The sequence below is a fragment of the Achromobacter pestifer genome, assembly GCF_013267355.1.
Lineage (GTDB): Bacteria > Pseudomonadota > Gammaproteobacteria > Burkholderiales > Burkholderiaceae_B > Achromobacter > Achromobacter pestifer_A.
On sequence record NZ_CP053985.1, the window covers coordinates 559,346 to 586,126 of the forward strand.

Genomic DNA, 26,781 nt, shown 5'->3' on the forward strand with positions numbered 1-26,781 from the left:
AGCATGGAAGCGATCAACCCCACCCTGATGAATCTCATCATCTTCGTGCTGGCCATCTATGTCGGCTACCACGTCGTGTGGAACGTCACCCCCGCCCTGCACACGCCGCTGATGGCGGTCACCAACGCCATTTCCGCCATCATCATCGTGGGCGCCATGCTGGCGGCCGCGCTGACCGAAGGCGGGCTGGCGCGCGGCATGGGCGTGTTCGCCGTGGCGCTGGCCGCGGTCAACGTGTTCGGCGGTTTTCTCGTGACCCGGCGCATGCTGGAAATGTTCAAGAAGAAGGACCGCAAGGCAGGCAAGGAGGAAGCGAAATGATCTCGCTGAACCTCGTCACCCTGTTGTACCTGGTCGCCTCGGTCTGCTTCATCCAGGCGCTCAAGGGCCTGTCGCATCCCACCACGTCGCGGCTGGGCAATGCGTTCGGCATGGCCGGCATGGCGATCGCCGTGCTGACCACGGCCGCGCTCATCGTCGCCCTGGCCCGCGACGGCGCCTCCACCATCGGCCTGGGCTGGGTGGTGCTGGGCCTGCTGGTGGGCGGCTCCATCGGCACGCTGATGGCCAAGCGCGTCGAAATGACCAAGATGCCCGAACTGGTCGCCTTCATGCATAGCATGATCGGCCTGGCGGCAGTCGCCATCGCGGTGGCCGTGGTGGCGGAGCCGCATGCCTTCGGCATCGTGCCGGCCGGCATGCCCATCCCCACTGGCAACCGCTTCGAGCTGTTCATCGGCACCTTCGTCGGCGCCATCACGTTCTCGGGTTCGGTCATCGCCTTCGGCAAGCTGTCGGGCAAGTACAAGTTCCGCCTGTTCCAGGGCGCGCCGGTGGTGTTCTCGGGCCAGCACATGCTGAACCTGGCGCTGGCGCTGCTGATGCTGGGCTGCGGCATCTGGTTCATGCTCACGCAGGAATGGACGCCCTTCGTCATCATGACGATCATCGCCTTCGTGCTGGGCGTACTGATCATCATCCCGATCGGCGGCGCCGACATGCCGGTGGTCGTGTCCATGCTGAACAGCTATTCCGGTTGGGCTGCGGCCGGCATCGGCTTCTCGCTGAACAACCCCATGCTGATCATCGCCGGTTCGCTGGTGGGTTCCTCGGGCGCGATCCTGTCCTACATCATGTGCAAGGCGATGAACCGCTCGTTCTTCAACGTGATCCTGGGCGGCTTCGGCGGCCAGGCCGGCGGCGCCGCCGCGGCGGGCGATGCGCAGCAGCGCAGCGTCAAGTCCGGCAGCCCCGACGACGCCGCCTTCCTGATGACCAACGCCGAAAGCGTGACCATCGTTCCCGGCTACGGCCTGGCGGTGGCGCGCGCGCAGCACGCGCTGAAGGAACTGGCGGAAAAGCTCACCGAGCGCGGCGTGACGGTCAAGTACGCCATCCACCCGGTGGCAGGACGCATGCCCGGCCACATGAACGTGCTGCTGGCCGAGGCTGAAGTGCCTTACGACCAGGTCTTCGAAATGGAAGACATCAACAGCGAGTTCGGCCAGACCGACGTGGTGCTGGTGCTGGGCGCGAACGACGTGGTCAACCCGGCCGCGAAGAACGATCCGCAGTCGCCCATCGCCGGCATGCCCATCCTCGAAGCCTACAAGGCCCGCACCGTGATCGTGAACAAGCGCTCCATGGCCTCGGGCTACGCGGGCCTGGACAACGAGCTCTTCTACATGGACCGCACGATGATGGTTTTCGGCGACGCCAAGAAGGTGCTCGAAGACATGGTCAAGGCCGTGGAATAGGAAGGCCTGGCGCCGGATGCCGCCAGGCGTCCGGCGCCTACGCGCCGCGCTGGCCCGCAGGCTGGCGCAACTGCTCGTCCACCACCTCGATCCAATGCCGCACAGGCGTGTCGGTGCCGCTTTGCAAGTGGCCGATGCAGCCGATGTTGGCGGACAGGATCACATCCGGCCCGCCCGCGGCGATGGCGCCCAGCTTGCGGTCGCGCAGCTCCAGGGCGATTTCCGGATTCAGCACCGAATAGGCACCCGCCGAACCGCAGCACAGGTGCTTGTCGGCAAACGGCTGCAAGGCAAACCCCAGATCCGCCAGCAGTTGTTCCGCCAGCGGCCGCAGCCCTTGCCAATGCTGCAGCGTGCAAGGCGGATGGAAGGCCGCGCGCGTACCCGCCGGCAGCCGCGCACGCAGTTGCGCCGCATGCGGCGCGACGATCTCGGCCACGTCCTTCACCAGCGCCACGATATCCGCGGCCTTTTCCGCGTAGGCCGGATCGTGCCGCAAGTGATGCGCATATTCCTTGACCATGGCGCCGCAGCCGGAGGCGTTCATCACGATGGCCTCGACCTTCCCGTCCTGCAGCAGCGGCCACCAGGCGTCGACGTTGGCGCGCATCTGCGCCAGGGCCTCGTCCTGCGCGTCCAGGTGGAAACTGGCTGCGCCGCAGCAGCCGGCGCCGGGCGCGATGCGCGCGCCTATGCCCACCGCGTCCAGCACGCGGATGGTGGCGGCATCGATGGTCGGCATCATGGCCGGCTGCACGCAGCCCGCCAGCATCAGCACCTGGCGCGCATGGCCGGCCACCTGCGGCAACACGCCGGGATCGCGGCGCTCCGGAACCTTGCGCTTCAAGGCTTCCGGCAGCATGCCGCGCATGGCCTGCCCCAGCCGCATCGCTGGCGCGAACAGCGGCGACAGCATGGTCTTGCGCAGCAAGGCACGTTTGGTCTTGTCGGCCCAACTGCGCGGCACGCGCTCTTCAACGATCTTGCGGCCGATATCCACCAGATGTCCGTACTGGACGCCGGACGGGCAAGTGGTTTCGCAATTTCGGCAAGTCAGGCAGCGGTCCAGGTGCTGTTGCGTGGATTGCGTGGGCTCGGCGCCCTCCAGCACCTGCTTGATCAGGTAGATGCGCCCGCGCGGGCTGTCTAGTTCATCGCCCAGCACCTGATAGGTCGGACAGGTGGCGGTACAGAAGCCGCAATGCACGCAACGCCGCAGGATGGCGTCGGCCTCCTTGCCCAGATCGGTATCGCGTGCCCAGGATGCCAGATTGGTTTGCATGATGCCCTATAGCTCCAGGACCAGGCGGCCGGGGTTGAACAGGCCGGCCGGATCGAGCTCTTGTTTGAGGCGGCGCGTGATCGAAGCGATCCCGGGCGCCAGCGGATGGAATACGCCGTCGGCCGGCGGCCTGCCCTGCCCGGCGCGGAACAACGTGGCGTGGCCGCCCAGACGCTCAGCGGTCTCGCGCAGCGCGGCGGCGTCGTGCTCGCCCGACAGCCAGCGCTGGCCTCCCCCCCACTCCAACAGGGTCGGCCCCAGTCCGAGCGCGGCGGCGGTGGGCGGCAACGCCAGGCGCCATAAAGGCCGGCCCGGCGCGAAGAAGGAATGCGTCTGCTCGCGCAGCGACCGCCACCAGGCCTGCGCCGCCTCGGGCGCCATCGGCGCGCCGCCTATCAGCTGGCGTGCGCTGGCGATCGCGGGCGGCGCGCCCGACAGGCGCACGGCCATCTGGCCTTCGGCGCCCTCATCGTCGCCGCTCCAGCTGGTGGCCGAGATCGGCAAGGGCTTGCCGCGCCACAAGGCGAAGCTGGCCAAGGCCTGCGCCTGCGTGGCGGGCAGCGCCAAGGTGATCTCTTGCATCGGCCGCGGCACGACCTTCAAGGACACTTCGAGTATGGCGCCGAAGATGCCATGCGAACCGGCCAACAGACGCGACACGTCATAGCCCGCCACGTTCTTCATGACCTCGCCGCCGAACGAAAGGATGCGGCCTTCCGAATCCAGCAGTTGCGCGCCCAGGACGAAGTCCTTGAGCGCGCCCGCGCTCATGCGGCGCGGGCCCGACAGCCCCGCCGCGACGCATCCGCCCACCGTGGCGGACGCCGAGAAATGCGGTGGTTCGAAGGCCAGCATCTGTCCATTCTCGGCCAGCGCGGCCTCGAGTTCAGCCAGCGGCGTACCCGCGCGCACCGTCACCACCAGCTCCGACGGGTGGTAGCTGACGATGCCGCGGTAGGGAGTCATGTCCAGCAGGCAATGGCCGTCCTGCGGCGTCACCGGACGGTAGTTGCCATAGAACGCCTTGCTGCCTCCGCCCATCACAAACAGAGGTTTGTGGCCGGCACGGGCCGTCATGACCTGGTCGCACAATTCCGACAGGACGAAATCCATAAGGACAGGTCCTAGAAACGGGCGAGATCGGGGAAGCGCAATTCTCCCGCATGGACGTGCATCTTGCCGTATTCGGCGCAGCGAGCCAGCGTGGGGATGACTTTTTCAGGATTGAGCAGGCACGGCGGATCGAAGGCCCGCTTTACCGCCAGGAACGCGTCGAGTTCTTCGCGAGAGAATTGCACGCACATTTGATTTATTTTCTCCATACCCACACCGTGCTCTCCAGTCACGGTCCCTCCTACCTGCACGCACAGTTCAAGAATGGCGGCGCCGAATTTCTCGGCGCGCTCCACCTCGTCCGGCTTGTTCGAATCGAACAGGATCAACGGATGCAGGTTGCCGTCGCCTGCGTGAAAGACGTTGGCGCAGCGCAGGCTGAACTCGTCTTCCATCTGCTCGATGGCGCCCAGTACGCGCGCCAAATGGCGGCGCGGTATCGTGCCGTCCATGCAATAGTAATCGGGCGATACCCGCCCGGCGGCCGGAAAGGCATTTTTTCGGCCGGCCCAGAATTTCAGGCGCTCGGCCTCCGAGGACGAGACCTGGCAACGGGTGGCACCGGCCTCGCGGAACACGGCCTCCATGCGCGCGATCTCATGCGCGACCTCTTCGGGCGTGCCGTCCGATTCGCACAGCAGTATGGCTTGCGCGTCCATGTCGTAGCCTGCGCGCACAAAGGGTTCGACCATGTGCGTCGCGCGGCGGTCCATCATCTCCAGGCCTGCCGGGATCATGCCGGCCGCGATCACCTGGGTGACCGCGTTGCCCGCCGCTTCCACGCTGGAGAAGCTGGCCATGACGACTTGCGCACAGGCCGGCTTGGGGATCAGTTTGACCGTCACTTCGGTGACCACGCCCAGCATGCCTTCCGAGCCGATGAAGACCGACAGCAGATCCAGGCCCGGCGCATCGGGCGCTTCGGAACCCAGCTCAACCACATCGCCATCGATCGTCACGACCCGCACGCGCAGCACGTTGTGCACGGTCAGCCCGTACTTCAGGCAATGTACGCCGCCGGAGTTTTCCGCCACGTTGCCGCCGATGGAACAAGCGATCTGGCTGGAAGGATCGGGCGCGTAATACAGCCCGTAAGGCGCGGCCGCCTCGGAGATGGCCAGGTTGCGCACGCCGGGCTGCACGATGGCCGTGGCGCTGGCCAGGTCTATGTGCTTGATGCGATTGAACTTGGACAAGCCGAGCAGCACGCCGCGGCTGTGCGGCATGGCGCCGCCGGACAAGCCGGTGCCGGCGCCGCGCGCGACCACGGGCGCATTCAGGCGTTTGCAGATGCGCATGACGGCCTGCACCTGCTCTTCCGTTTCGGGCAGGGCAACGACCGCAGGCAGCGCACGATAAAGGGAGAGGCCGTCGCACTCGTAGGGGCGCGTATCCTCTTCGCGGAACAACACGCAGTGCGCGGGCAACACGGCCGACAACGCCTCGATGAGCTGCTGCAAAGAATAAGGCGCCTGCACTTGTGCCAAGCCGGTTTCGACCAAAGAATTCATGAGCGCAACAATAGCGCGAGCACCCGTCACTCGCAGACCGGGATTTACCCGCATCCGTGCACCTGGGGCACACCAGATAAGTAACCAGCCGTAATCACCAGCGTTGCAGGCTGAGTCCGGCCGGCTTGCGCCCTTCATGCCGGCAAGAAAAAAGCCGACAGCATGCCGTCGGCTCCGGAAGTCGGGAGCGCCGCAGCGCCGGCCTTTACCAGGAAACGATCTTTCCTGGGTTCAGGATGTTGTTTGGATCAAACGCATGCTTCAGGCTGCGCATCAGATCCAGGGCATTCTCGCCATGCTCTTCGGCCATGAACTGCATCTTGTGCAGGCCCACGCCATGCTCGCCCGTGCAGGTGCCGTCGGCGGCGATCGCGCGGCGCACCAGGTTGTGGTTGATGGTTTCGGATTCTTCCCATTCCTTGGCGCTGTCCGCATCGAGCAGCATCAGCACGTGGAAGTTGCCGTCGCCAACGTGGCCCACGATCGTGTAGGGGAAGCTGGCGCGATCGAGTTCCTCGACCGTGTCGCGCACGCAATCGGCCAGACGCGAGATCGGCACGCAGACGTCGGTGGTGCTGGCGCGGCAGCCGGGGCGCAGTTGCAGGCCGGCGAAGTAGGCGTTGTGGCGCGCGGTCCACAGGCGGCTGCGGTCTTCGGGGCGCTCGGCCCATTCAAAGTCCATGCCGCCGTGATCCGCCGTGATCGCCTGCACGGTTTCGGCCTGCTCCTGCACGCCGGCCGGGCTGCCGTGGAACTCGAACACCAGCAGCGGCGTTTCGCGCAGCGTCAGCTTGCTATGCAGGTTCACCGCGCGCACGCTGGCCGCGTCCATGAATTCGACGCGCGCGACCGGCACGCCCATCTGGATGATTTCGATCACGCTCTGCACGGCCGAATCCAGCGTGGGGAAATTGCAGACCGCGGCCGACACGGCTTCAGGCTGGGGATACAGGCGTACCGTCACTTCGGTGATGATGCCCAGGGTGCCTTCGCTGCCCACGAAGATGCGCGTCAGGTCGTAGCCCGCCGAGGACTTGCGCGCGCGGCCGGCGGTGCGCAGGATGCGCCCGTCCGCCGTCACCACGGTCAGCGACATGACGTTCTCGCGCATGGTGCCGTAGCGCACGGCGTTGGTGCCGGAAGCGCGCGTGGCCGCCATGCCGCCCAGGCTGGCGTCGGCGCCCGGATCGATCGGGAAGAACAGGCCGGTGTCGCGGATTTCCTCGTTGAGCTGCTTGCGCAGCACGCCCGCCTGCACGGTGGCGGTCAGGTCCTCGGCGTTGACCGCCAGCACCTTGTTCATCTGCGACAGGTCCAGGCTGATGCCGCCCTGGATCGCCAGGATGTGGCCTTCCAGCGAAGAGCCGGCGCCATAGGGAATCAGGGGAACGCGATGCTCGTTGCACAGCTTGGCGATCTCGGCCACTTCCTCGGTCGTGTGCGCAAACACTACGGCGTCCGGCGGCATGGCCGGATAGGGAGATTCGTCGCGGCCATGGTGGTCGCGCATGGCGGCGGAGTCGGACAGGCGGTCGCCAAAACGGGCGCGCAAGGCATCCAGACAGGCGGCCGGCACCGGACGGCGCAACGATTCAGCGTGCAAGGGAGCGTTCATGGTCAGCGTAATCTCGGGTTCGTTAACCTGATTATTCTACGCCGCCGCGCGCGCCGCGCCGCAAACCGCCAGACACTGGCGATCCGCGGCGCTGCCAGGAGCTTACTTGCCGGAAGTCAGGGCGACCCGGCGGCGTTCGCGCACGGCATGGGCCAGGCGCTCAAGCACCGCGACGGAGGCGTCCCAGTCGATGCAGCCGTCGGTGATGCTCTGGCCGTAGACCAGCGGCGTGCCCGGCACCATGTCCTGGCGGCCGCCCAGCAGATGGCTTTCGACCATGACGCCGACCAGGCGGCTGTCGCCCGCTTCCATCTGGCGCGCCACGTCATCGATGACCTGCGGCTGGTTCTCGGGTTTCTTGCTGCTGTTGGCGTGGCTGGCGTCGATCATGATGCGTTGCGCCAGGCCGGCCTTGGACATGTCCTGGCAGGCCGCGTCCACGCTGGCCGCATCGTAGTTCGGCGTCTTGCCGCCGCGCAGGATGACGTGGCAGTCCTCATTGCCGGCCGTCGACACGATGGCGGAATGGCCGCCCTTGGTCACCGACAGGAAATGGTGCGGCTGCGACGCCGCCTTGATCGCGTCCACCGCAATCTTCACGTTGCCGTCGGTACCGTTCTTGAACCCCACCGGACACGACAGTCCCGAAGCCAGTTCGCGATGTACCTGGCTTTCCGTCGTCCGAGCCCCGATCGCCCCCCAGGAGACCAGATCCGCGATGTACTGCGGCGTAATCATGTCCAGGAACTCGCAACCCGCCGGCAGTCCCAGGCTATTGATATCCAGCAGCAGTTCGCGGGCGACGCGCACGCCCTTGTTGATATCGAAGCTGCCGTCCAGGTCCGGATCGTTGATCAAGCCCTTCCAGCCCACCGTGGTGCGCGGCTTCTCGAAGTACACGCGCATCACGATTTCCAGGTCGGCGCTCAGCCGGTCGCGCACCGGCTTCAGACGCTTCGCATATTCGATGGCCGCACGGGTGTCATGGATCGAGCAGGGACCGATCACGACGATCATCCGGTCATCCATGCCGTGCAGGATGCGGTGCATCCCCTGGCGGGCGGCGAACACGGTGTCGGACGCCTCCTTGGTGCAGGCGAACTCGCGCATGACATGCGCGGGCGGGTTCAGCTCTTTGATTTCTCGAATGCGAAGGTCGTCGGTATTGTGTGACACGGTACTGCTCCTGGGTTGCCCGCCACGGGGATGTTCCCGAGGAGGTTTTCCTCAACTGGCGGCGCAAAAAAAGCCGCCAGTTCGCTGGCGGCTTTTTTGGGGGGGATTCTTTCCAAACTTCAGATTGAGCGCGTCCCTTCCTCCGCCAGCGGCTTCAGAAAACCATAAAAATAAAAATAAAAGGCGGGGGACGCGAATTTCATGGGGATTGACTCTAGCACAATTTTTTTGAGCCGTCACCAGTGTTTTTTCAGATCAGGCGGTACCGCCGACCGTCAGGCCTTCCATGCGGACCGTGGGCATGCCCACGCCCACGGGGACGCTCTGGCCGTCCTTGCCGCAGGTGCCCACGCCCGAATCCAGTTGCAGGTCGTTGCCGATCATGGTGACGCGGGTCATGGCGTCCGGACCGTTGCCGATCAGGGTGGCGCCCTTGACCGGATAGGTCACCTTGCCGTTTTCGATCATGTAGGCTTCGGACGCCGAGAACACGAACTTGCCGTTGGTGATGTCGACCTGGCCGCCGCCGAAGTTGACCGCGTACAGCCCGCGCTTGACGGACGACACGATTTCCTCGGCCGGCTTGTCGCCTGCCAGCATGTAGGTATTGGTCATGCGCGGCATGGGCAGGTGCGCGAACGATTCGCGGCGGCCGTTGCCGGTGGCGGCGGTCTTCATGAGGCGCGCGTTCAGCGTGTCCTGCATGTAGCCGCGCAGGATGCCGTCCTCGATCAGCACGTTGCGCTGGGTGGCATTGCCTTCGTCGTCGATGTTGAGCGAACCGCGGCGATCCGGAATCGTGCCGTCGTCCACCACCGTCACGCCCTTGGAGGCCACGCGCTCGCCGATACGGCCGGAGAACACGCTGGAGCCCTTGCGGTTGAAGTCGCCTTCCAGGCCGTGGCCGACCGCCTCGTGCAACAGGATGCCGGGCCAACCGGAACCCAGCACGACGGTCATTTCACCGGCCGGCGCCGGACGGGCCTCGAGGTTGACCATGGCTTCGTGCACCGCGCGTTCGACGTAGCCCTGCAGCATTTCGTCCGTGAAATAGGCCAGGCCCAGACGTCCGCCGCCGCCAGCGTGGCCCATCTCGCGGCGTCCATTGCGCTCGGCGATGACGGTCAGCGACAGGCGCACCAGCGGACGCACGTCGGCGGCCAGGCGGCCGTCGCTGCCGGCCACCAGCACCACATCATATTCAGCGCCCAAGCCCGCCATGACCTGGATCACGTGCGGATCGCGCGCGCGCGCCATGCGCTCCACGCGTTCGAGCAGGGCGACTTTCTCGGGGGCGCTCAACGTAGCCACCGGATCGATATCGGCATACAGGCTGCGGCCGATCTCGGCTTCGACCTGCGCCGCCACCTTTACCTTGCCGGCGCCGCGGCGCGCGATGCCGCGCACGGCATGCGCCGACGACAACAGCGCTTCAGGCGACAGCGAATCGGAATAGGCGAAGGCGGTTTTCTCGCCGCTGACCGCGCGCACCCCGACGCCCTGGCCGATCGAAAAACTGCCGGTCTTGACGATGCCCTCTTCCAGGCTCCAGCCTTCGCTGCGCGTGTACTGGAAATACAGATCGGCGTAGTCGACCTTGTGCGTGAAGATTTCTCCCAGCGCACGCGCCATGTCCGCCTCGGTCAGGCCCCAGGGGTCGAGCAGCAGGGATTTGGCGGTGGCGAGGGAAGCAATGGCGGGATCGATGATTTTCATGGGGCTCTGTGCAGGAAGCGGCGGCGCGCAGGCGCGCGCTCGCGGTGATACTCGAGATCATATCGTAACGCTGGCGCGGCCCGGCCGTCGCAGAGTTCCCTGGCGGAAAGGATTCCCCCGGGGAACACCTTGGCGGCGAAAAATGCCACGGGCATTATCCATGGAGAATGAATGGGGGCGGAATATTACATATCAAGTTAAGAAGACGAGCCCAGACAATGTCCGATGCGCCCCTTTTTCCGAGTAGCCGCAGGACACTGCCGCACGCGGGGCATACAGCCCGTCGGCAGGCCGGATGCGCACTCCAAACTCGTCATACAACCTGACATGAAAATGAAATATGCCAAACGGACGTTCAGGTGGACAGTCCTGCGCGTGGAAGTAAAAAGTCGGACGAAAATCAAAGCGCCAGACAATTGATCCGCTCTTGTGCGCAACGTCATCAGACCACTTTCAGCGTCGCATGGCCCGCCAGGACGGTCGAGCGCGGCTGCCCGCAAGCCGCGTACTTGCGTGCCCTGCGAGACAAATCGGGCGCAGGCAAGCGCACTCACGGCCATTTGTCCGTCTCGTGAACCAATACCCCTATTGTTTCAAGTTGTCCCAAATTCGAGAATATCCTTCCCAAGACTTGGCAGCTGCCGCATTCCCGGACCACAAAACGGCACTTGACTCTTTTGATACAAAGTAATTACCTCGGAAACCAGGAAGTCAAGCCGCAATTTCTGTATTATGCGAAGCACAACAATTACACATAACTTCGCCGGCGATTACAGCAGTTCCATAATCAGGAATAAACCATGGCCCGAGAATCCTACGCAGCACTGCAAGCAAAGATCGAAAAGGAAATCAACAAACTACAAAAGAAGGCTGAAGTCCTGCAAACCAAGCGCCGCAAGCCCGTGATCACGCAGATCATCACGTCGATGCGCGAGTACGACATCACGCCCGAAGAAATCGTTGCAGCCTATGGCGCCGGCAAACCCGCCCGCGCCGCCACTGGCGGGCGCCGCAAGACCGGCGCCGCTGCCCGTCCGGCCAACGCCGCCAAACGCGCCGTTGCGCCCAAGTACCGCCATCCTCAAACAGGGGAAACGTGGAGCGGCCATGGCAAGGCCCCCCGCTGGCTCGCCGCGGAAGAAGCCGCAGGCGCAACCCGCGACAGTTTTCTTATCAAAGAATAAAAAACCTATTCGCCAGTATGAAATAAATCGGCGCACCAAAATGGTGCGCCGATTTATTTAAAGGCTGATCCAAAGGTCGCCGAAACTCACTGTACCGGAAAGCGGATTTCGCGCTCCGCCCCATTATTTCCGGGGAAATTATCAAATATTGCACGCACCAGATACGGCATGGTCCGCAGGAAATCGTCGCGCTCGCTCAATATGAAAGCGCTGGAACGGTATACCTCCGCGCCGCCGCGCTGCGTGTCATAGATATGCAGGGTGAGGGTATTGCGCTGCACGACCATCGGCACGTCCACCCAGTCAGGGCCCCAATAGCCGTACCCGGCGCCCCAGGGACGCGGGCCGTAGAAACCGCCATAGCCATAGCCGCCGTAGAAATACGGGTCGTACGGACGCTGCACCATTATCTGGGTCTGGGTGGTGCCGTAGTTGAACGACACGTCGAAACGGCCCTTGGCCCCAGGTTTGGCTTCGACCAGGCCTGTTGCGCCTATGCCGGCACGCACCATGTCCTGATAGGACTGATATTCGAGATTGTTGTTTTGCGAGGCGTCCGCGGCGATGAATTGATATGTCTGCCCTTCCACGCCCGTGGGCCACTGCTGAAACGACGTCACCCGCGCGGAAACCGTGGGCGCCGCGCAACCCGTCAAGGCGAGCGCCCCCGCCACGGCCAGCAGACCCGCCCAGCGGCGTGCATTGAACATGGACAAGCTCGACATTTTGCAACCCCTCCAGCGCGCGACGGCGCCATGATACTGACTTTGACTCGAACCGCTACAAAAAGTTTACGGTACGCCAAACGGCCCAGGGCGGCGCACCATGCCCAGCCACTACAATAGAGCCCTCGTTCATACAGGACTGCGATCCCATGCGCACAGACACGCCCGTAACCGTACATCGCAAGGATTACCAGCCCTACCCCTACGACATTCCCGAAGTCGCCCTCGCCTTTGACCTCGCGCCGGACGCGACCGAAGTCCGCTGCACAATGCAAGTACAGCGCAAACCTGGGGCCAGCGCCGACGCCGCCCTGGTCCTGGACGGCGAGGACCTGGAACTCGTCTCGGTAGGCGTGAATGGCGCGGCCCTGCCCGCCGACAGCTACCGCCTGTCCGAACACAGCCTGGCCCTCTACGGCCTGCCGTCCAGCGCCACGGTGGAAATCGTCAGCCGCTGCAAGCCGTCGGCCAATTCGACGCTGATGGGCCTGTACGTCTCGGGCGGCAACTTCTTCACCCAATGCGAAGCCGAGGGCTTTCGCCGCATTACCTGGTTCGCGGACCGGCCCGATGTGATGTCGCGCTACCGCGTGACCTTGCGCGCCCAGCCGGAGTATCCGGTGCTGCTGTCCAACGGCAACCTGCTGGCCACGCGCCAGTTGCCCGACGGCCGCAATGAAGTCGAATGGGAAGACCCCTTCCCCAAGCCCTGCTACCTGTTCGCGCTGGTGGCCGGCAAGCTCACGCACCGCGAGACCACCGTGAAGACCGCCAGCGGCCGCGACGTGCTGCTGCAGGTCTACAGCGACCCGGGCTCGGAGTCCAAGACCGAATGGGCCCTGGATTCGCTGGTGCGGGCGCTGCGCTGGGACGAAAGCCGCTTCGGCCTGGAGCTGGACCTGGACCGCTTCATGATCGTGGCCGTCCATGACTTCAACATGGGCGCGATGGAAAACAAGGGTTTGAACATCTTCAACGCCGCCTACGTGCTGGCGGATGCGGATACCGCCACGGACGCCAACTATGAAGGCATCGAGTCCGTCATCGGACACGAGTACTTCCACAACTGGACCGGCAACCGCGTCACCTGCCGCGACTGGTTCCAGCTGAGCCTGAAGGAAGGCCTGACCGTCTTCCGCGACCAGGAATTCAGCGCCGACATGATGGCCGATGGCATGGATGCGGCGGCAGCCGCAAGCGCCCGCGCGGTCAAGCGCATCGACGACGTGGTGGCGCTGCGCGCCGCCCAGTTCCCGGAAGACGCCGGCCCCATGGCCCACCCGATCCGGCCGGAAAGCTACCAGGAGATCGGCAACTTCTACACCGCGACCGTGTACGAAAAGGGCGCCGAGGTCATCCGCATGCAGCACACCCTGCTGGGCGAGGAGGGCTTTCGCGCCGGCATGGACGAATACTTCCGCCGCCATGACGGCCAGGCCGTGACCTGCGATGACTTTGTCGCCGCCATGGAATCCGTCTACGTGCGCCAGCACCCGGACCGCGACCTGTCCGTGTTCCGCCGCTGGTACCGCCAGGCCGGCACGCCGCGCGTGAACGTCAAGCTCGACCACGACCCCGCCGCGCGCCGCTGCACCGTGACGCTCACCCAGGAATGCCCGCCGGTCGGCGTGGAAAGGAAGGCCGGCGCCGGCTACGTGAAGGCGCCCTTCCACATCCCGTTCGCCGTCGGCTTGCTGGACCGCGACGGCCGCGCCTTGCCGCTGCGCCATGCCGGCGCTGTCCAGGACACCGCGCTGCTGGAACTGACGCAACAAAGCCAGCAATGGGTATTCGAGGATATCGCCGAGCGTCCCGTGCCGTCGCTGCTGCGCGATTTTTCGGCCCCCGTCATCGTCGATTACGGCTGGACCAACGAGGAACTGGCCCTGCTGTCGGCGCATGACAGCAATCCTTTCGCACGCTGGGAAGCCGGCCAGGAATTCGCCACCCGCCAGATCCTGGCGCTGGCCGAAGCCCGCCAGGCCGGCAAGACCCTGCATGCCGAGGCCGCGTTCATCGAGACCTGGCGCGCGCTGCTGACCGATCCGGCGCTCGACGCCGCCTACCGCGCCCGCGCCCTGGCCCTGCCGTCCGAGAAGACCCTGGCCGAACGCATGCAGCAGGTGGACCCGCCCGCCCTGGCGGTCGCGCGCGACTTCCTGCGCGCCGAACTGGGACGCCAGCTGGCCGCCGAATTCCGCCAGGCCTTCGACGACAACCAGACCCCGGGCGAGTACAGCCCGGCGCCGGTGCCCGCCGGCAAGCGCGCCCTGAAAAACCTGGCGCTCAGCCACCTGATGGCCGCGTGCGAACTCGACGCCCCGCGCCTGGCCGAGCAGCAGTACGAAAAGGCCGGCAACATGACCGACAGCATGGCGGCGCTGTCCGCGCTGGTCAATTTCGGCCAGGGCGAGTACCCGCAAAAAGCGCTCGCCGCGTTCTACGACAAATGGCGCGACAACGCCCTGGTGGTGGACAAGTGGTTCGCCCTGCAGGCCGCGGCGCGCTCGACCACCGTGCAGACGGCGCGCGAGCTGATGCAGCACCCCGCATTCACCTTGCGCAACCCGAACCGCGCGCGCTCGCTGATCTTCCAGTTCTGCCTGAACAACGCGCGCGGCATGCATCATCCCGACGGCACCGGCTACGCCTTCTGGGCCGAGCAGGTGCTGGCGCTGGATGCCCTCAACCCCGAGATCGCCGCCCGCCTGGCGCGCGCGCTGGACAACTGGTCGCGCTTCGTGCCCGCCCTGCGCACGCCCATGCAGGCCGCCCTGCAGCAGGTGCGCGCCCACGCCGGCCTGTCGCGCAATGTGCAGGAAATCGTGTCCAAGGCTTTAGAATTCGCAGCATAGGAGGTTCCTTTGAAACGCAAAACACTGACCCAATACCTGGTGGAGCAGCAACGCTCCGCCCAAGCCCTCGCGCCGGAAGTGCGGCTGCTCATCGAAGTGGTTGCGCGCGCCTGCAAGGCCATCAGCCATGCGGTGAGCAAGGGCGCGCTCGGCGGCGTCCTCGGCAGCCTGGAAAGCGAGAACGTCCAGGGCGAAGTGCAGAAGAAGCTGGACGTGCTGTCCAACGAGATCCTGCTCGAAGCCAATGAATGGGGCGGCCACCTGGCGGCCATGGCCTCGGAAGAAATGGAAACCATCCATCTGATTCCGAACCGCTATCCCAAGGGCGAATACCTGCTGCTGTTCGATCCCCTGGACGGCTCCTCGAACATCGACGTCAACGTCTCCATCGGCACCATCTTCTCGGTGCTGCACGCGCCGCACGATGTATCGGGCGCGCCCGTGTGCGAACAGGACTTCCTGCAGCCGGGCGACAAGCAGGTCGTGGCCGGTTATGCCGTCTACGGTCCGCAGACCATGCTGGTGCTGACCATCGGCAATGGCGTGGTGGGCTTCACGCTGGACCGCGAAATGGGCTCGTGGGTGCTGACGCACGAGAACATCCGCGTGCCGGAAGACACCAAGGAGTTCGCCATCAACATGTCGAACATGCGCCACTGGGCTGCCCCGGTCAAGCGCTACGTCGACGACTGCCTGGCCGGCACGACCGGTCCGCTGGGCAAGGACTACAACATGCGCTGGATCGCCTCCATGGTGGCCGACGTGCATCGCATCCTGACCCGCGGCGGCATCTTCATGTACCCCTGGGACGCCCGTGAACCCGGCAAGGCCGGCAAGCTGCGCCTGATGTACGAAGCCAATCCCATGAGCTTCCTGGTCGAACAGGCCGGCGGCGCCGCGATCACCGGCGCGCAGCGCATCATGGAGATCCAGCCCGACAAGCTGCACCAGCGCGTCAGCGTGATCCTGGGCTCGAAGAACGAAGTCGACCGCGTCGGCCGTTACCACGCCGAAGAAGCAGCCAAGCAGTAAGCGGCAGGCGCTCCGCGCCCACGAAAAAGCCCCGGCGCCTCAGGCGGCCGGGGCTTTTTCATGGGCGAGCCATCAGAACAGCGGTCACTTCACCTGTTCGATCGACTTCACGTCGTCCTTGTTGATCTGGACCTTCTTGCCGTCCTTGTCATATTCATACATGCCCGAATCCTTGTCGTACTTGGGCGTGTCGGGCGTCACGGTCGAGCTGCCGTCCCGCTGCTGAATGACCGACGGAGACGAGCATCCGGCCAGTACCCCGAATCCGGTCACGGCCAGGGCAAGCGTCATGGTCTTCAGTTTCATGGGCGTGTTCTCCGAAAGTGAATCGTGAATTCACTGTATCTGACACTGTCCCCGCATTCGTGACGGGTTGTGGTCAAAATGCATGCGAAGGTAAGGCAGCAGGCCCGCCAAAATGCAAAAAACCCCTCGCGGGCCCGGCCTGCGAGGGGTTGCACACGCATACAAGACGCTAGCGGCCTTTACACCTTGGCGTTCGCCTCGATGAAACGGCGCACGGCGGCCGCGTCGCAATCCATGATCTCGACGCGCTGCGGCAGCGATTCCAGATCCGCCAGGTTGCCCGGCGGCGCGGCCGGGCGGCCCAGGGCCTCTTCGATGGTTTCCGAGAACTTCGCCGGCAAGGCGGTTTCCAGGACCAGCATGGGCACGCCGGGTTCGACGAACTCACGCGCGACCTTGACGCCATCGGCGGTGTGCGGATCGATCAGCACGCCGGTTTCGTCGTAGACCGAGCGGATCGTCGCCAGGCGGTCCTCGTGCGAACTTGCGCCCGACACGAAGCCATAGCGCTCCTCGAACCGCGGTTTCAGATCGGACAGATCGAACGACCCGTCACGCGCCATGCCGGCCCACAGTTCCTTGACGCGGGCAGCGTCGCGGCCGACCAGGTCGAACACGAAGCGCTCGAAGTTCGAGGCGCGCGAAATGTCCATGGAGGGGCTGGAGGTGGCGTAGGTCTGCTCGGCGGGGCGCGGACGATAGATGCCGGTGCGGAAGAACTCTTCCAGCACGTTGTTCTCGTTCGTGGCCAGCACCAGGCGGCGGATCGGCACGCCCATGCTGCGCGCGATATGGCCGGACAGGATATTGCCGAAGTTGCCTGAAGGCACCGCGAACGAGACCTGCTCGCCAGCCTTGCTGGTGGCGCGCAGCCAGCCGTGGAAGTAGTACACCACCTGGGCGGCGATGCGCGCCCAGTTGATGGAGTTGACCGCGCCCAGGCGGTACTTGGTCTTGAACGCCAGGTCGCCGGCCAAGGCCTTGACGATGTCCTGGGCCTCGTCGAACACGCCGTGCACGGCGATGTTGTGGATGTTCTCGTCCTGTAGCGAATACATCTGCGCACGCTGGAAGGCGCTCATGCGGCCGTAGGGCGACAGCATGAACACCGCTACGCCCTGCTTGCCGCGCAAGGCGTATTCCGCCGCCGAACCCGTGTCGCCAGAGGTGGCGCCCACGATGTTCAAGGTGGTGCCGCGTTTGGCCAGCACGTATTCGAAGACCTGGCCCAGGAACTGCATGGCCATGTCCTTGAAGGCCAGCGTCGGCCCTTCGGACAGGCCCAGCAGCGACAGGCCGCCGTCCAGCGGACGCAGCGGAACGATGTCCTCGCTGTTGAAGATCTGCGGCGTGTAAGCCGCGCGCGTCAGGCGGCGCAGATCGGCGGCCGGAATGTCGGTGGCGAACAGCGACAGCACTTCGAACGCCAGGTCGGCATACGGCAAGCCACGCCAGGACTCCAGCGTTTCCGCCGAGACCTGGGGCAGTTGCTCCGGCATCGCCAGGCCGCCGTCCGGCGCCAGGCCTTCCAGCAGGATGTCCGAGAATTCCATCGCAGCCATGCCGCCGCGGGTAGAGATGTATTTCATGTGAGGTTTTCCACGCGTAGGCGGGTTACCTTGGAACGCACGAACGGTAGGGCCTCGATGCGTTCGATCGCCTGGTTGACGTTGCCTTCGACCGCCTCATGCGTCAGGAAGATGATGTCGGCGCCGCCGATGTGCGACGGCTGCTGGATCATCGACCCGATGGAGATGGAGCGGTCGGCCAGGATGCGGGCGATGTCGGCCAGCACGCCGGGCTGGTCGTCCACGCGCAGGCGCAGGTAGTACGAGGTGCTGACCTGCTCGATCGGCAGGATCGGCGTATCGGACATGGCATCCGGCTGGAAGGCCAGGTGCGGCACGCGGTTGCCCGGATCAGCAGTGTGCAGGCGGGTCACGTCGACCAGGTCGGCCACCACGGCCGAAGCGGTGGGCTCTTCGCCCGCGCCCTGGCCGTAGTACAGCGTGGGGCCGACGGCGTCGCCCTTGACCAGCACGGCGTTCATTGCGCCTTCGACGTTGGCCAGCAGGCGCTCGGCCGGCACCAGCGCGGGATGCACGCGCAGTTCGATGCCATCGGGACGGCGCTTGGTAATACCCAGCAGCTTGATGCGGTAGCCCAGCCGCTCGGCATGCTCGATGTCCTCGGCGGCCAGCTGCGAAATGCCTTCGATGTAGGCGCGGTCGAACTGGATGGGTACGCCGAAGGCCAGCGACGCCAGCAGAGTCAGCTTGTGGGCGGCGTCCACGCCTTCCACGTCGAACGTGGGATCGGCTTCGGCGTAGCCCAGGCGCTGCGCCTCGGCTAGCACGTCGGCGAACGGCAGGCCGCGCGAGCGCATTTCGGACAGGATGAAGTTGGTGGTGCCGTTGATGATGCCGGCCACCCACTGGATGCGGTTGGCGGTCAGGCCTTCGCGGATTGCCTTGATGATGGGAATACCGCCGGCGACGGCGGCCTCGAAGGTCACCATCACGCCGCGCTCGTGGGCCGCGGCGAAGATCTCGTTGCCGTGCTTGGCCAGCAGCGCCTTGTTGGCGGTCACCACGTGCTTACCGTTGGCGATGGCTTCCAGCACCAGTTCGCGCGCCAGCGTGTCGCCGCCGATCAGTTCGACGACGATGTCGATTTCAGGGTCGCGCACCAGTGCATGCACATCGGTATCGACCAGGATCGCGTCGCCCACGCGCGCGCGCGCCTTGGCCACGTCGCGCACTGCGGCACGGGTCACCTCGATGCGGCGGCCGGCACGGCGCGCAATTTCTTCCGCGTTACGCGACAGCACCGACCAGGTGCCTCCGCCAACCACGCCCAGGCCGAGCAGGCCAACTTTCATGGGTTTCATCGCGGCGCCTTCTGCGGGCGGGCGTTGAGGGGAATTCATTTCAGTTCTCCATAACTGCTGTGCAAGGGACACCGTACTTGGCAGCACCAAGCGCGGCCGCGCGGAGCCGGCTTCGCCGGTCCGCTGCGGCGCCCCCCTAGGGGGGAAGCGCGCAGCGCTGCGGGGGGGAGCCCTACCTTAGCAATCCGTCCTTGCGGAACATGTCTTTGATGCCTCGCACCGCTTGCCGGGTGCGCTGCTCGTTTTCGATCAGGGCGAAGCGCACGTATTCGTCGCCATACTCGCCGAAGCCGATCCCGGGGGACACGGCCACCTTCGCATCCGACAGGACACGCTTGGCAAATTCCAAAGAGCCCATCGCCCTGTAGGGTTCGGGGATCTGCGCCCAGATGTACATGGACGCCTTGGGAATTTCCACATTCCAACCTGCTTCATGCAAGCCGCGCACGAGCACGTCGCGGCGGCTTTGGTACTGCGCCACGATCTCGTTCACGCAGTCCTGCGGACCGTCCAGCGCGGCGATGGACGCCACCTGGATCGGCGTGAACGTGCCGTAGTCGTGATAACTCTTGATGCGCGCGAGCGCGTTGACCAGCTCGCGGTTGCCGACCATGTAGCCGATGCGCCAGCCCGCCATGTTGTAGCTCTTGCTCATCGTGAAGAACTCGACGGCGACATCGCGCGCGCCGGGCACCTGCATGATGGACGGCGCCACGTAGCCGTCGAACGTGATGTCGGCGTAGGCAAGGTCGTGCACCACCAGGATGTCGTGCTCCTTGGCCAGCGCCACCACGCGCTCGAAGAACGACAGGTCCACGCATTGCGCGGTGGGATTGCTGGGGAAGCCCAGCACCATCATCTTGGGCTTGGGGATGGATTCGCGCACGGCGCGCTCCAGTTCCTCGAAGAAGTCCACGCCCGGCGTCATGCGGACCGAACGGATGTTGGCGCCGGCGATGACCGCGCCATAGATGTGGATCGGATAGCTCGGATTGGGCACCAGCACGGTGTCGCCGCGGTCCAGCGTGGCCAGCATCAAGTGGGCCAGGCCTTCCTTGGAGCCGATGGTGACGATGGCCTCCGAATCCGGATCGAACTCGACCGCGTAGCGGCGCTGGTACCAGTCACAGATCGCCTTGCGCAGGCGCGGGATGCCCTTGGACACGGAATAGCCGTGCGTGGTCGGGCGCGTCGTCGCTTCCACCATCTTGTCGACGATGTGCTTGGGAGTCGCGCCGTCCGGATTGCCCATCGACATGTCGATGATGTCTTCGCCACGCCTACGCGCCGCCATCTTGAGCTCGCCGGTAATGTTGAAAACGTACGGGGGCAGACGCTCGATGCGGGAGAACTTCCTCATGATGGGAATCCTTAGGGGCGATAAAAGGGCAAAAAAAACCAGGGCGCGTATGCGCGAAGGGGAATAGGGTCCGAAACGCAGCACCGGCATGGGATTGCAGTGCAGCAAAACCCTGTAATCTAGCGCAAGGACGGCTGTGCGGCAAATGGCGAAAAAAAGGGGCCGATTTCAGAGGTTCCTCTAGGGAAATCTCGTGCGGCGAGAGGGCTGCGCCCTACACGTGGATACCCTGCAACATGGCGTCATCCCGATGCGCTATTATCGGGCCATATAGCCGGAGTTTTTATTGAAGCTGCATACCGATCCTGCGACGGCCGCTCTGAATACCGTCACCGCCTATGGTGATGGCTATATCGAGGTCAACCAGGTACGTTTTTCCTCCTCGGTCGCGTTCGGCCCCGAAGGCGAAGTGACCCACTGGCCCGTTGAGTCGCCGGCCGACATTACCCCCACCCTATTGCGCCAGGCGGCCGGATTGTCCGAGCCCGTCCGCGACCCCATGGCATTTCTGGACGAACCGGAAGCCTCCCCCAGCCGTCCGGCGAATGCGCCGGAAGTGCTGCTGGTGGGCACGGGCGCGCGCCAGCAATTCCTGCGCCCCGACGTGCTGCGCCCGCTGCTGGCGGTCGGCATCGGCGTCGAGATCATGGATACGCACGCCGCCTCGCGCACCTACAACATCCTGATGGCGGAGGGCCGGCGCGTGGTCGTGGCCCTCATCCCCCCCCACGGAGAATCCCGGAAATGACGCCGACCATAGGCAAACCCGCCCCGCAATTCACCGCTGAAAGCACCATAGGTCCGATCAGCCTGGAGCAATGCCAGGGCCGCGCCGTGATCCTGTATTTCTACCCCAAGGACAATACGCCGGGCTGCACCACCGAAAGCCAGGATTTCCGCGACCTGAACGCCGAATTCCTGGCGGCCAGCGCGGTGGTCATCGGCATCTCGCGCGACTCCCTGAAGTCGCACGAGAACTTCAAGGCCAAGTACGAGCTTCCCTTCCCTCTCATCTCCGACGCCGACGAAACCGTCTGCAATCTGTTCGGCGTCATCAAGCAGAAGAATATGTACGGCAAGCAGGTGCGCGGCATCGAGCGCAGCACCTTCCTGATCGATGCCTATGGTGTGCTGGTGCAGGAGTGGCGCGGGGTGAAGGTCCCGGGCCACGCCAAGGAAGTCCTGCAGGCAGCGAAGAGCATCGGTTAGCCGTAAGCACAGGTTTTACCCGTCAGGCGCTATAGCCGGCCCACACTGGAGAGTGACAAATATGCCGCTTCCGAAGTTGCCCACCCGTCCCGCAGCCATCCTGACCTTCCCCTCGGGCGAATCCGCCCGGGCGCAGGCCCGCAGCACCAAGACCGCCGCTGCGCGGTCCAATACCCAGGCAGCCCTTGCCGAAGACGACGAGGACGAACTCCTCGTTCAGCCCGAACTTGAAGGCCTGGCGGCACCGGCCCGCAAGGCGCAGATTCCGGCGCCCGCCCGCCAGGTGCCGCCACCGGCGCCAGCCGTTCCTGCCGCGCCCGCCGAAACGCGCCGCGCCAAGCCCGCTCCCGCCAAGCGCGCCAAGCCCCGCTCCCAGAACGAGCCGCGCAAGCTGTTCGTGCTGGACACCAACGTGCTGCTGCACGACCCCAGCTCGCTGTTCCGCTTCGAAGAGCACGACATCTTCCTGCCGATGATGACGCTCGAAGAGCTGGACCATCAGAAAAAAGGCATGTCGGAAGTGGCGCGCAACGCGCGCCAGGTCAGCCGTTCACTGGACGCGCTGGTGCAGGACACGACCCAGCTCGACGAAGGACTGGAACTGGCCAAGCTGGGCAACAAGGACGCCACCGGCCGCCTGATGTTCCAGACGACCGCAATCCACAGCACCCTGCCCTCCGACCTGCCCATGGGCAAGGCCGACAACCAGATCCTGGGCGTGGTGCGAGCCCTGCAGGAAAAGTACCCGCAGCGCGAAGTCGTGCTGGTGTCCAAGGACATCAACATGCGCTTGAAGGCGCGCGCGCTGGGCATGGCCGCGGAAGACTACTTCAACGACCATGTGCTGGAAGACACGGACCTGATGTATTCGGGCGTGATGCAGCTGCCCGAGGACTTCTGGAACAAGCACGGCAAGGACGTGGAATCCTGGCAACAGGGCGGCACCACCTTCTACCGCATCCATGGCCCGCTGTGCTCGCAGTTCGTGGTCAACCAGTTCGTCTACTTCGAAGGCCAGATGCCCCTGTACGCGCAGGTGCGCGAGGTCAGCGGCAAGATGGCGGTACTGGCGACGCTGCGCGACTATACCCACGGCAAGAACAACGTCTGGGGCATCACCGCGCGCAACCGCGAGCAGAACTTCGCCATGAACCTGCTGATGAATCCGGAATGCGACTTCGTGTCGCTGCTGGGCCAGGCGGGCACCGGCAAGACGCTGCTGGCGCTGGCCGCGGGCATCACCCAGGTTTTGGAAACCAAGCGCTACACCGAAATCATCATGACCCGCGTCACGGTGCCGGTCGGCGAAGACATCGGTTTCCTGCCCGGTACGGAAGAAGAGAAGATGCTGCCCTGGATGGGCGCCCTGGAAGACAACCTGGACGTCCTGAACATGGGTGAAGGCGAAGGCAACGGCGATTGGGGCCGCGCGGCCACCATGGACCTGATCCGTTCGCGCATCAAGGTCAAGTCGCTGAACTTCATGCGCGGCCGCACCTTCCTTAACAAGTACCTGATCATCGACGAGGCGCAGAACCTGACGCCCAAGCAGATGAAGACGCTGGTCACGCGCGCCGGCCCCGGCACCAAGGTGATCTGCCTGGGCAACGTCGCCCAGATCGATACGCCCTACCTGACCGAGGGCAGTTCCGGCCTGACCTTCGTGGTCGACCGCTTCAAGGGCTGGCCGCATTCAGGGCACGTCACGCTGCAGCGCGGCGAACGCTCGCGCCTGGCCGACTACGCCGGGGATGTGTTGTAAACCCTTGCCGCCAAAGGAAAAAGCCCCTTGAGCGATCAAGGGGCTTTTTTTTTGCCGGTGGCGACAATTACTTGTCGGCGGCGTTGGTAATGGCACTGCCGGCCCTGGACATGTCCTTGCCCATGCCCGCGACGGTATTGCAACCGGCGAGGACAAAGCCGAACACGACGAAGGCGGTCAGCACGATCTTGCTGCGCATGCTGGCGCTCCTGAAGTGGTGAATACGGATCCGGGTCGTACTTTAAACGATCTGGACGCGGAGTTCACCCAGGCCTTCGACGCCGCCGGTGATCACGTCGCCTTGCAGCACGGCGCCCACGCCTTCGGGCGTGCCGGTGAAGATGATGTCGCCGGGTTGCAGCTCGAACAGGCCGGACAGGTAGGAGATGCTCTCCGGAATGTTCCACAGCATCTGCGAGATGTCGCTGGACTGCTTGCGCTGGCCGTTTACGTCCAGCCAGATGGCGCCCTTTTCCAGCGTGCCGACGACGCTGCGCGGATGGATCGGGCCCAGCGGCGCGGACAGGTCGAAGGCCTTGCCGATTTCCCAGGGACGGCCCTGCTTCTTCATTTCGCCTTGCAGGTCGCGGCGGGTCATGTCCAGGCCCAGCGCATAGCCCCACACGCAATCATTGGCCTGTTCCACCGGGATGTCGCGGCCGCCCTTGCCCAGCACCACGACCAGTTCCATCTCGTAGTGCAGGTTGGAGGTCTTGGGCGGATACGGCATCTTGCCGGTTTCGCCGTCGGCCACGCTCAGCACGGCATCGGCCGGCTTGCAGAAGAAGAACGGATCTTCGCGGCCGGTGAAGCCCATTTCCTTGGCGTGTTCGGCGTAGTTGCGGCCAACGCAGTAGACACGGCGCACCGGGAACAGCGCGGCGCTGCCGGCAACGGGAACCGCGACGGGCGGCTGAGGGGGCAATACGTAGTCCATGTTCACTCGACCTATGAAGAATACGTGGCCGGAATCCGGCAGTAGAAAACAGCCAGCCCCGCGAGACGCCCGCTACCGCGGGCCGCCCCTGCGGGGGCGGGCCAGACGATGAAAAGTCATCCGCGAGTTTATCCCTTTCCGGGAACCTGGGCGCGGTCGGCAGCGTTCAGCTGAAAGTAGGAATGTCCCCGTCGTACACCACCAGGCGCTCGATGAAGCCGGCCATGTAGGCCTTCATTTCCTGGTGCGCGGGCGATATCTGGTAGCGGTCGTGCGCGGGGCTGTCCGCGAACACCGCCACCACGGCGTGGGTCAGGCCGTCCGAGCGGCTGGCTTCGTTGGGACGGAAGGCGTAGCCCGCCACGCCTTCACATTCGGCCAGGATGCGCTGGCAATAGCCTTGGACGCGGTCATGAAAACGTGCATCGGCGGCCTCGGACAGTTGCAGCATTACGACATGCAGGTACATCAGGACTCCTTTTTCTTGCGAGTAAGCGTCAACCAGGCCCGCGAGACCAGCCCCATGATGCCGTCGCGGAACAGGAGGACGCAGAGTACGAAGATTGCGCCCTGGACGATGAGCACCCACGAGCCCAGCGGCGCCAGGTAGTTCTGCAGCGACACGAAGGTAAAAGCGCCCGCCAGCGGGCCGAACACCGTGCCGATGCCGCCCAGGAGCGCCATCAGCACCACTTCGCCGTTGGCATGCCAATGCACGTCCGTCAGCGAAGCGACGCCGAACACCAGCACCTTCAGGCCGCCGGCCAGCCCCGCCACCGAGGCCGACAGCGTGAATGCCATCAGCTTGTAGCGCGAGGTCGAGTAGCCCAGCGAACGGGCGCGCTGCTCGTTGTCGCGCACCGAGCGGATCACTTCGCCGAAGGGCGAGTTCAGCACGCGCAGCACAAAGGCATAACCCAGCGCGAACACGGCCAGCGTGAAGTAATACATGGGCATCACGCCTTCCAGGTCGAAGATGCCGAACAGCTTGCCGCGCGGCACGCTCTGCAAGCCGTCCTCGCCGCCGGTGAAGCCCGCCTGGACCGCGATGAAGTAGACCAGCTGCGACAGCGCCAGCGTGATCATGGCGAAGTAGATGCCCTGGCGCCGGATGGCGATGGCGCCGAACGCCAGGCCCAGCAGGCCGCCAGTCAGCACGCCGGCCAGCAGGCCCAGTTCGGGCGTGGCGCTCAACAGCTTCATCACGATGCCGGTCGCATAGGCGGCCGCGCCGAAGAACGCGGCATGGCCGAACGACAGCAGGCCCACGTAACCCACCAGCAGATTGAAGGCCGCGGCGAACAGCGCGAAGCACAGCACCTTCATCAGGAAGGTCGGATAGATGAACCAGGGCGCGGCCAGGGCGGCCACGGCCAGCACCGCCATCGCCACGCGCATGCCGCGGCGGCTCAACTGCACCGGCTCGCGCGTCGCCTCGGCGGCCAGCACGTTCTGCACCTGCAAGGGCTTGCCGAACAGGCCGGCGGGCTTGCACAGCAGCACCAGCACCATGATGATGAAGATCGCCAGGTTGGCGGCCTCGGGATAGAACACCTTGGTCAGGCCTTCGATGATGCCCAGCCCGAAACCGCTGACGATCGCACCCATGATGGAGCCCATGCCGCCGATCACCACCACCGCGAACACGACCACCACCAGGTTGGAGCCCATCATCGGGCTGACCTGGTAGATGGGCGCGGCAATCACGCCCGCCACCGAGGCCAGCGCCACGCCCAGCGCGTAGGTCAGCGTGATGAGCAGCGGCACGTTGATGCCGAAGGAGCGCACCACCGTGGGGTTCTCGGTGGCCGCGCGCAGCATCGCGCCCACGCGGGTCTTCTCGATCAGCACCCAGACGGCCAGGCACAGCACCAGCGACACCGCCACCGCCCAGCCGCGATACCAGGGCAGGAACATGAAGCCCAGGTTGACGCCGCCGGTCAGCGCCTTGGGGATGGTGTAGGGCAGCCCCGACACGCCGTAAGCCTGGCGCAAGCCGCCTTCGATCAGCAGCGCGATGCCGAAGGTGAGCAGCAGACCGTACAGGTGGTCCATGCGGTAGGTGCGCGAGATCAGCAGGCGCTCGACCACGATGGCGAACACGGCCATGATCAGCGGCACCAGCACCAGCGCGGCCCAGTAGTTCATGCCCAGATAGTTCAGCAGCATCCAGGCCAGGAACGCGCCCGCGGTGTACTGCGCGCCATGGGCGAAGTTGATGATGTTCAACAGGCCGAAGATCACCGCCAGCCCGATCGACAGCAGGGCGTAGAAGGAGCCGTTGATCAGGCCCAGCAGCAGCTGGCCGAATAGTGCCGTGGACGGCACGCCGAAAATTTCGAACACGTGGA

23 protein-coding genes are annotated in these 26,781 nt (G+C 64.9%); 8 read left to right on the forward strand and 15 right to left on the reverse strand.

The annotated features are described in order from the left end of the window. The first annotated feature begins 3 nt into the window (after positions 1-3). Positions 4-321 carry an NAD(P) transhydrogenase subunit alpha gene (locus tag FOC84_RS02995; RefSeq protein ID WP_013392581.1) on the forward strand — a complete coding sequence of 106 codons (318 nt, stop codon included), beginning with the start codon at positions 4-6 and terminating at the stop codon, positions 319-321. Further along, complete coding sequence (locus FOC84_RS03000; RefSeq protein ID WP_173143116.1) at positions 318-1,757, forward strand: NAD(P)(+) transhydrogenase (Re/Si-specific) subunit beta; 1,440 nt, start codon at positions 318-320, stop codon at positions 1,755-1,757. Before FOC84_RS02995 ends, FOC84_RS03000 begins: the two co-directional genes overlap by 4 nt. 37 nt (positions 1,758-1,794) lie before the next feature. Here FOC84_RS03000 and glcF read toward each other — a convergent pair whose 3' ends face one another. From glcF to tldD, 6 genes are all read right to left on the reverse strand, one after another. Then, positions 1,795-3,039, reverse strand: a complete 1,245-nt coding sequence (glcF, locus tag FOC84_RS03005) for a glycolate oxidase subunit GlcF (protein ID WP_173143117.1) — start codon at positions 3,037-3,039, stop codon at positions 1,795-1,797. Between the two features lie 6 nt (positions 3,040-3,045). Then, positions 3,046-4,152: a glycolate oxidase subunit GlcE gene (gene glcE, locus FOC84_RS03010; RefSeq protein WP_173143118.1), complete on the reverse strand. Its 1,107-nt coding sequence runs from the start codon at positions 4,150-4,152 to the stop codon at positions 3,046-3,048. Between the two features lie 11 nt (positions 4,153-4,163). Further along, on the reverse strand, positions 4,164-5,663 hold the full coding sequence (locus tag FOC84_RS03015) for an FAD-linked oxidase C-terminal domain-containing protein (RefSeq protein ID WP_173143119.1): 1,500 nt from the start codon (positions 5,661-5,663) through the stop codon (positions 4,164-4,166). Between the two features lie 205 nt (positions 5,664-5,868). After that, entirely contained in the window at positions 5,869-7,278 is a 1,410-nt protein-coding gene (locus tag FOC84_RS03020) for an FAD-binding oxidoreductase (protein ID WP_173143120.1), read from the reverse strand. Between the two features lie 102 nt (positions 7,279-7,380). Continuing rightward, positions 7,381-8,454: a 3-deoxy-7-phosphoheptulonate synthase AroG gene (aroG, locus tag FOC84_RS03025; RefSeq protein ID WP_173143121.1), complete on the reverse strand. Its 1,074-nt coding sequence runs from the start codon at positions 8,452-8,454 to the stop codon at positions 7,381-7,383. A gap of 255 nt (positions 8,455-8,709) precedes the next feature. Beyond that, positions 8,710-10,170 (reverse strand): metalloprotease TldD, encoded by a 1,461-nt coding sequence (gene tldD, locus FOC84_RS03030; RefSeq protein ID WP_173143122.1) that lies wholly within the window; start codon positions 10,168-10,170, stop codon positions 8,710-8,712. An 800-nt stretch (positions 10,171-10,970) separates the two neighbouring features. On the opposite strand from tldD, the gene FOC84_RS03035 reads away from it, so the two are divergent. Further along, a complete protein-coding gene (locus FOC84_RS03035; RefSeq protein ID WP_173143123.1) occupies positions 10,971-11,354 on the forward strand; it encodes an H-NS histone family protein in 384 nt (127 codons plus the stop codon). A gap of 86 nt (positions 11,355-11,440) precedes the next feature. On the opposite strand, the gene FOC84_RS03040 is transcribed toward FOC84_RS03035, so the two are convergent. Continuing rightward, a complete protein-coding gene (locus FOC84_RS03040) occupies positions 11,441-12,079 on the reverse strand; it encodes a DUF4136 domain-containing protein (RefSeq protein WP_173143124.1) in 639 nt (212 codons plus the stop codon). Between the two features lie 149 nt (positions 12,080-12,228). On the opposite strand from FOC84_RS03040, the gene pepN reads away from it, so the two are divergent. Both pepN and FOC84_RS03050 read left to right on the forward strand, forming a co-directional pair. Next, on the forward strand, positions 12,229-14,934 hold the full coding sequence (gene pepN / locus FOC84_RS03045) for an aminopeptidase N (protein ID WP_173143125.1): 2,706 nt from the start codon (positions 12,229-12,231) through the stop codon (positions 14,932-14,934). Positions 14,935-14,943: 9 nt separating this feature from the next. Then, complete coding sequence (locus tag FOC84_RS03050) at positions 14,944-15,966, forward strand: class 1 fructose-bisphosphatase (protein WP_173143126.1); 1,023 nt, start codon at positions 14,944-14,946, stop codon at positions 15,964-15,966. 84 nt (positions 15,967-16,050) lie between these two features. Here FOC84_RS03050 and FOC84_RS03055 read toward each other — a convergent pair whose 3' ends face one another. The 4 genes from FOC84_RS03055 to alaC all read right to left on the reverse strand — a co-directional run bounded on the left by FOC84_RS03055 (position 16,051) and on the right by alaC (position 20,522). Next, entirely contained in the window at positions 16,051-16,272 is a 222-nt protein-coding gene (locus FOC84_RS03055; RefSeq protein ID WP_013392569.1) for a YgdI/YgdR family lipoprotein, read from the reverse strand. Between the two features lie 179 nt (positions 16,273-16,451). Next, a complete protein-coding gene (gene thrC, locus FOC84_RS03060) occupies positions 16,452-17,861 on the reverse strand; it encodes a threonine synthase (RefSeq protein WP_173143127.1) in 1,410 nt (469 codons plus the stop codon). Next, positions 17,858-19,162 carry a homoserine dehydrogenase gene (locus FOC84_RS03065; RefSeq protein ID WP_173149938.1) on the reverse strand — a complete coding sequence of 435 codons (1,305 nt, stop codon included), beginning with the start codon at positions 19,160-19,162 and terminating at the stop codon, positions 17,858-17,860. The genes thrC and FOC84_RS03065 overlap by 4 nt, the downstream gene beginning before the upstream one ends. Positions 19,163-19,334: 172 nt before the next feature. Further along, on the reverse strand, positions 19,335-20,522 hold the full coding sequence (gene alaC / locus FOC84_RS03070; RefSeq protein ID WP_054451081.1) for an alanine transaminase: 1,188 nt from the start codon (positions 20,520-20,522) through the stop codon (positions 19,335-19,337). A 286-nt stretch (positions 20,523-20,808) separates the two neighbouring features. Between alaC and FOC84_RS03075 the strand changes: the two genes are divergently transcribed. The 3 genes from FOC84_RS03075 (at position 20,809) to FOC84_RS03085 (ending at position 23,493) form a co-directional block, all read left to right on the forward strand. After that, the gene (locus FOC84_RS03075) at positions 20,809-21,270 is read left to right on the forward strand and encodes an Mth938-like domain-containing protein (RefSeq protein ID WP_173143128.1); all 462 of its coding nucleotides are present in this window, start codon (positions 20,809-20,811) and stop codon (positions 21,268-21,270) included. Then, positions 21,267-21,731 (forward strand): peroxiredoxin, encoded by a 465-nt coding sequence (locus FOC84_RS03080; protein ID WP_088139338.1) that lies wholly within the window; start codon positions 21,267-21,269, stop codon positions 21,729-21,731. The genes FOC84_RS03075 and FOC84_RS03080 overlap by 4 nt, the downstream gene beginning before the upstream one ends. A 61-nt stretch (positions 21,732-21,792) precedes the next feature. Further along, complete coding sequence (locus FOC84_RS03085) at positions 21,793-23,493, forward strand: PhoH family protein (protein WP_173143129.1); 1,701 nt, start codon at positions 21,793-21,795, stop codon at positions 23,491-23,493. 67 nt (positions 23,494-23,560) lie between these two features. Here the strand turns inward: FOC84_RS03085 and FOC84_RS03090 are convergent, their stop codons facing one another. From FOC84_RS03090 to FOC84_RS03105, 4 genes are all read right to left on the reverse strand, one after another. Continuing rightward, entirely contained in the window at positions 23,561-23,692 is a 132-nt protein-coding gene (locus FOC84_RS03090; RefSeq protein ID WP_088139336.1) for an entericidin A/B family lipoprotein, read from the reverse strand. A 42-nt stretch (positions 23,693-23,734) separates the two neighbouring features. Beyond that, the gene (locus FOC84_RS03095) at positions 23,735-24,430 is read right to left on the reverse strand and encodes a fumarylacetoacetate hydrolase family protein (protein WP_042792659.1); all 696 of its coding nucleotides are present in this window, start codon (positions 24,428-24,430) and stop codon (positions 23,735-23,737) included. A 166-nt stretch (positions 24,431-24,596) separates the two neighbouring features. Continuing rightward, positions 24,597-24,899 carry a Dabb family protein gene (locus FOC84_RS03100; protein ID WP_173143130.1) on the reverse strand — a complete coding sequence of 101 codons (303 nt, stop codon included), beginning with the start codon at positions 24,897-24,899 and terminating at the stop codon, positions 24,597-24,599. Then, entirely contained in the window at positions 24,899-26,776 is a 1,878-nt protein-coding gene (locus FOC84_RS03105) for an ABC transporter permease (RefSeq protein WP_173143131.1), read from the reverse strand. Before FOC84_RS03105 ends, FOC84_RS03100 begins: the two co-directional genes overlap by 1 nt. Positions 26,777-26,781 lie beyond the last annotated feature (5 nt).

Excerpts from the sequence above, each read along its gene's own strand:
- FOC84_RS03100 (WP_173143130.1), bottom strand. The coding sequence starts at position 24,899 with ATGTACCTGCATGTCGTAATGCTGCAACTGTCCGAGGCCGCCGATGCA.
- alaC (WP_054451081.1), bottom strand. The coding sequence starts at position 20,522 with ATGAGGAAGTTCTCCCGCATCGAGCGTCTGCCCCCGTACGTTTTCAAC.
- FOC84_RS02995 (WP_013392581.1), top strand. The coding sequence starts at position 4 with ATGGAAGCGATCAACCCCACCCTGATGAATCTCATCATCTTCGTGCTG.
- FOC84_RS03080 (WP_088139338.1), top strand. The coding sequence starts at position 21,267 with ATGACGCCGACCATAGGCAAACCCGCCCCGCAATTCACCGCTGAAAGC.
- FOC84_RS03020 (WP_173143120.1), bottom strand. The coding sequence starts at position 7,278 with ATGAACGCTCCCTTGCACGCTGAATCGTTGCGCCGTCCGGTGCCGGCC.
- tldD (WP_173143122.1), bottom strand. The coding sequence starts at position 10,170 with ATGAAAATCATCGATCCCGCCATTGCTTCCCTCGCCACCGCCAAATCC.
- FOC84_RS03090 (WP_088139336.1), bottom strand. The coding sequence starts at position 23,692 with ATGCGCAGCAAGATCGTGCTGACCGCCTTCGTCGTGTTCGGCTTTGTC.
- FOC84_RS03035 (WP_173143123.1), top strand. The coding sequence starts at position 10,971 with ATGGCCCGAGAATCCTACGCAGCACTGCAAGCAAAGATCGAAAAGGAA.
- FOC84_RS03065 (WP_173149938.1), bottom strand. The coding sequence starts at position 19,162 with ATGAAACCCATGAAAGTTGGCCTGCTCGGCCTGGGCGTGGTTGGCGGA.
- FOC84_RS03015 (WP_173143119.1), bottom strand. The coding sequence starts at position 5,663 with ATGAATTCTTTGGTCGAAACCGGCTTGGCACAAGTGCAGGCGCCTTAT.
- FOC84_RS03040 (WP_173143124.1), bottom strand. The coding sequence starts at position 12,079 with ATGTCGAGCTTGTCCATGTTCAATGCACGCCGCTGGGCGGGTCTGCTG.
- glcE (WP_173143118.1), bottom strand. The coding sequence starts at position 4,152 with ATGGATTTCGTCCTGTCGGAATTGTGCGACCAGGTCATGACGGCCCGT.
- glcF (WP_173143117.1), bottom strand. The coding sequence starts at position 3,039 with ATGCAAACCAATCTGGCATCCTGGGCACGCGATACCGATCTGGGCAAG.
- thrC (WP_173143127.1), bottom strand. The coding sequence starts at position 17,861 with ATGAAATACATCTCTACCCGCGGCGGCATGGCTGCGATGGAATTCTCG.
- FOC84_RS03055 (WP_013392569.1), bottom strand. The coding sequence starts at position 16,272 with ATGAAACTGAAGACCATGACGCTTGCCCTGGCCGTGACCGGATTCGGG.
- FOC84_RS03095 (WP_042792659.1), bottom strand. The coding sequence starts at position 24,430 with ATGGACTACGTATTGCCCCCTCAGCCGCCCGTCGCGGTTCCCGTTGCC.
- pepN (WP_173143125.1), top strand. The coding sequence starts at position 12,229 with ATGCGCACAGACACGCCCGTAACCGTACATCGCAAGGATTACCAGCCC.
- FOC84_RS03085 (WP_173143129.1), top strand. The coding sequence starts at position 21,793 with ATGCCGCTTCCGAAGTTGCCCACCCGTCCCGCAGCCATCCTGACCTTC.
- FOC84_RS03000 (WP_173143116.1), top strand. The coding sequence starts at position 318 with ATGATCTCGCTGAACCTCGTCACCCTGTTGTACCTGGTCGCCTCGGTC.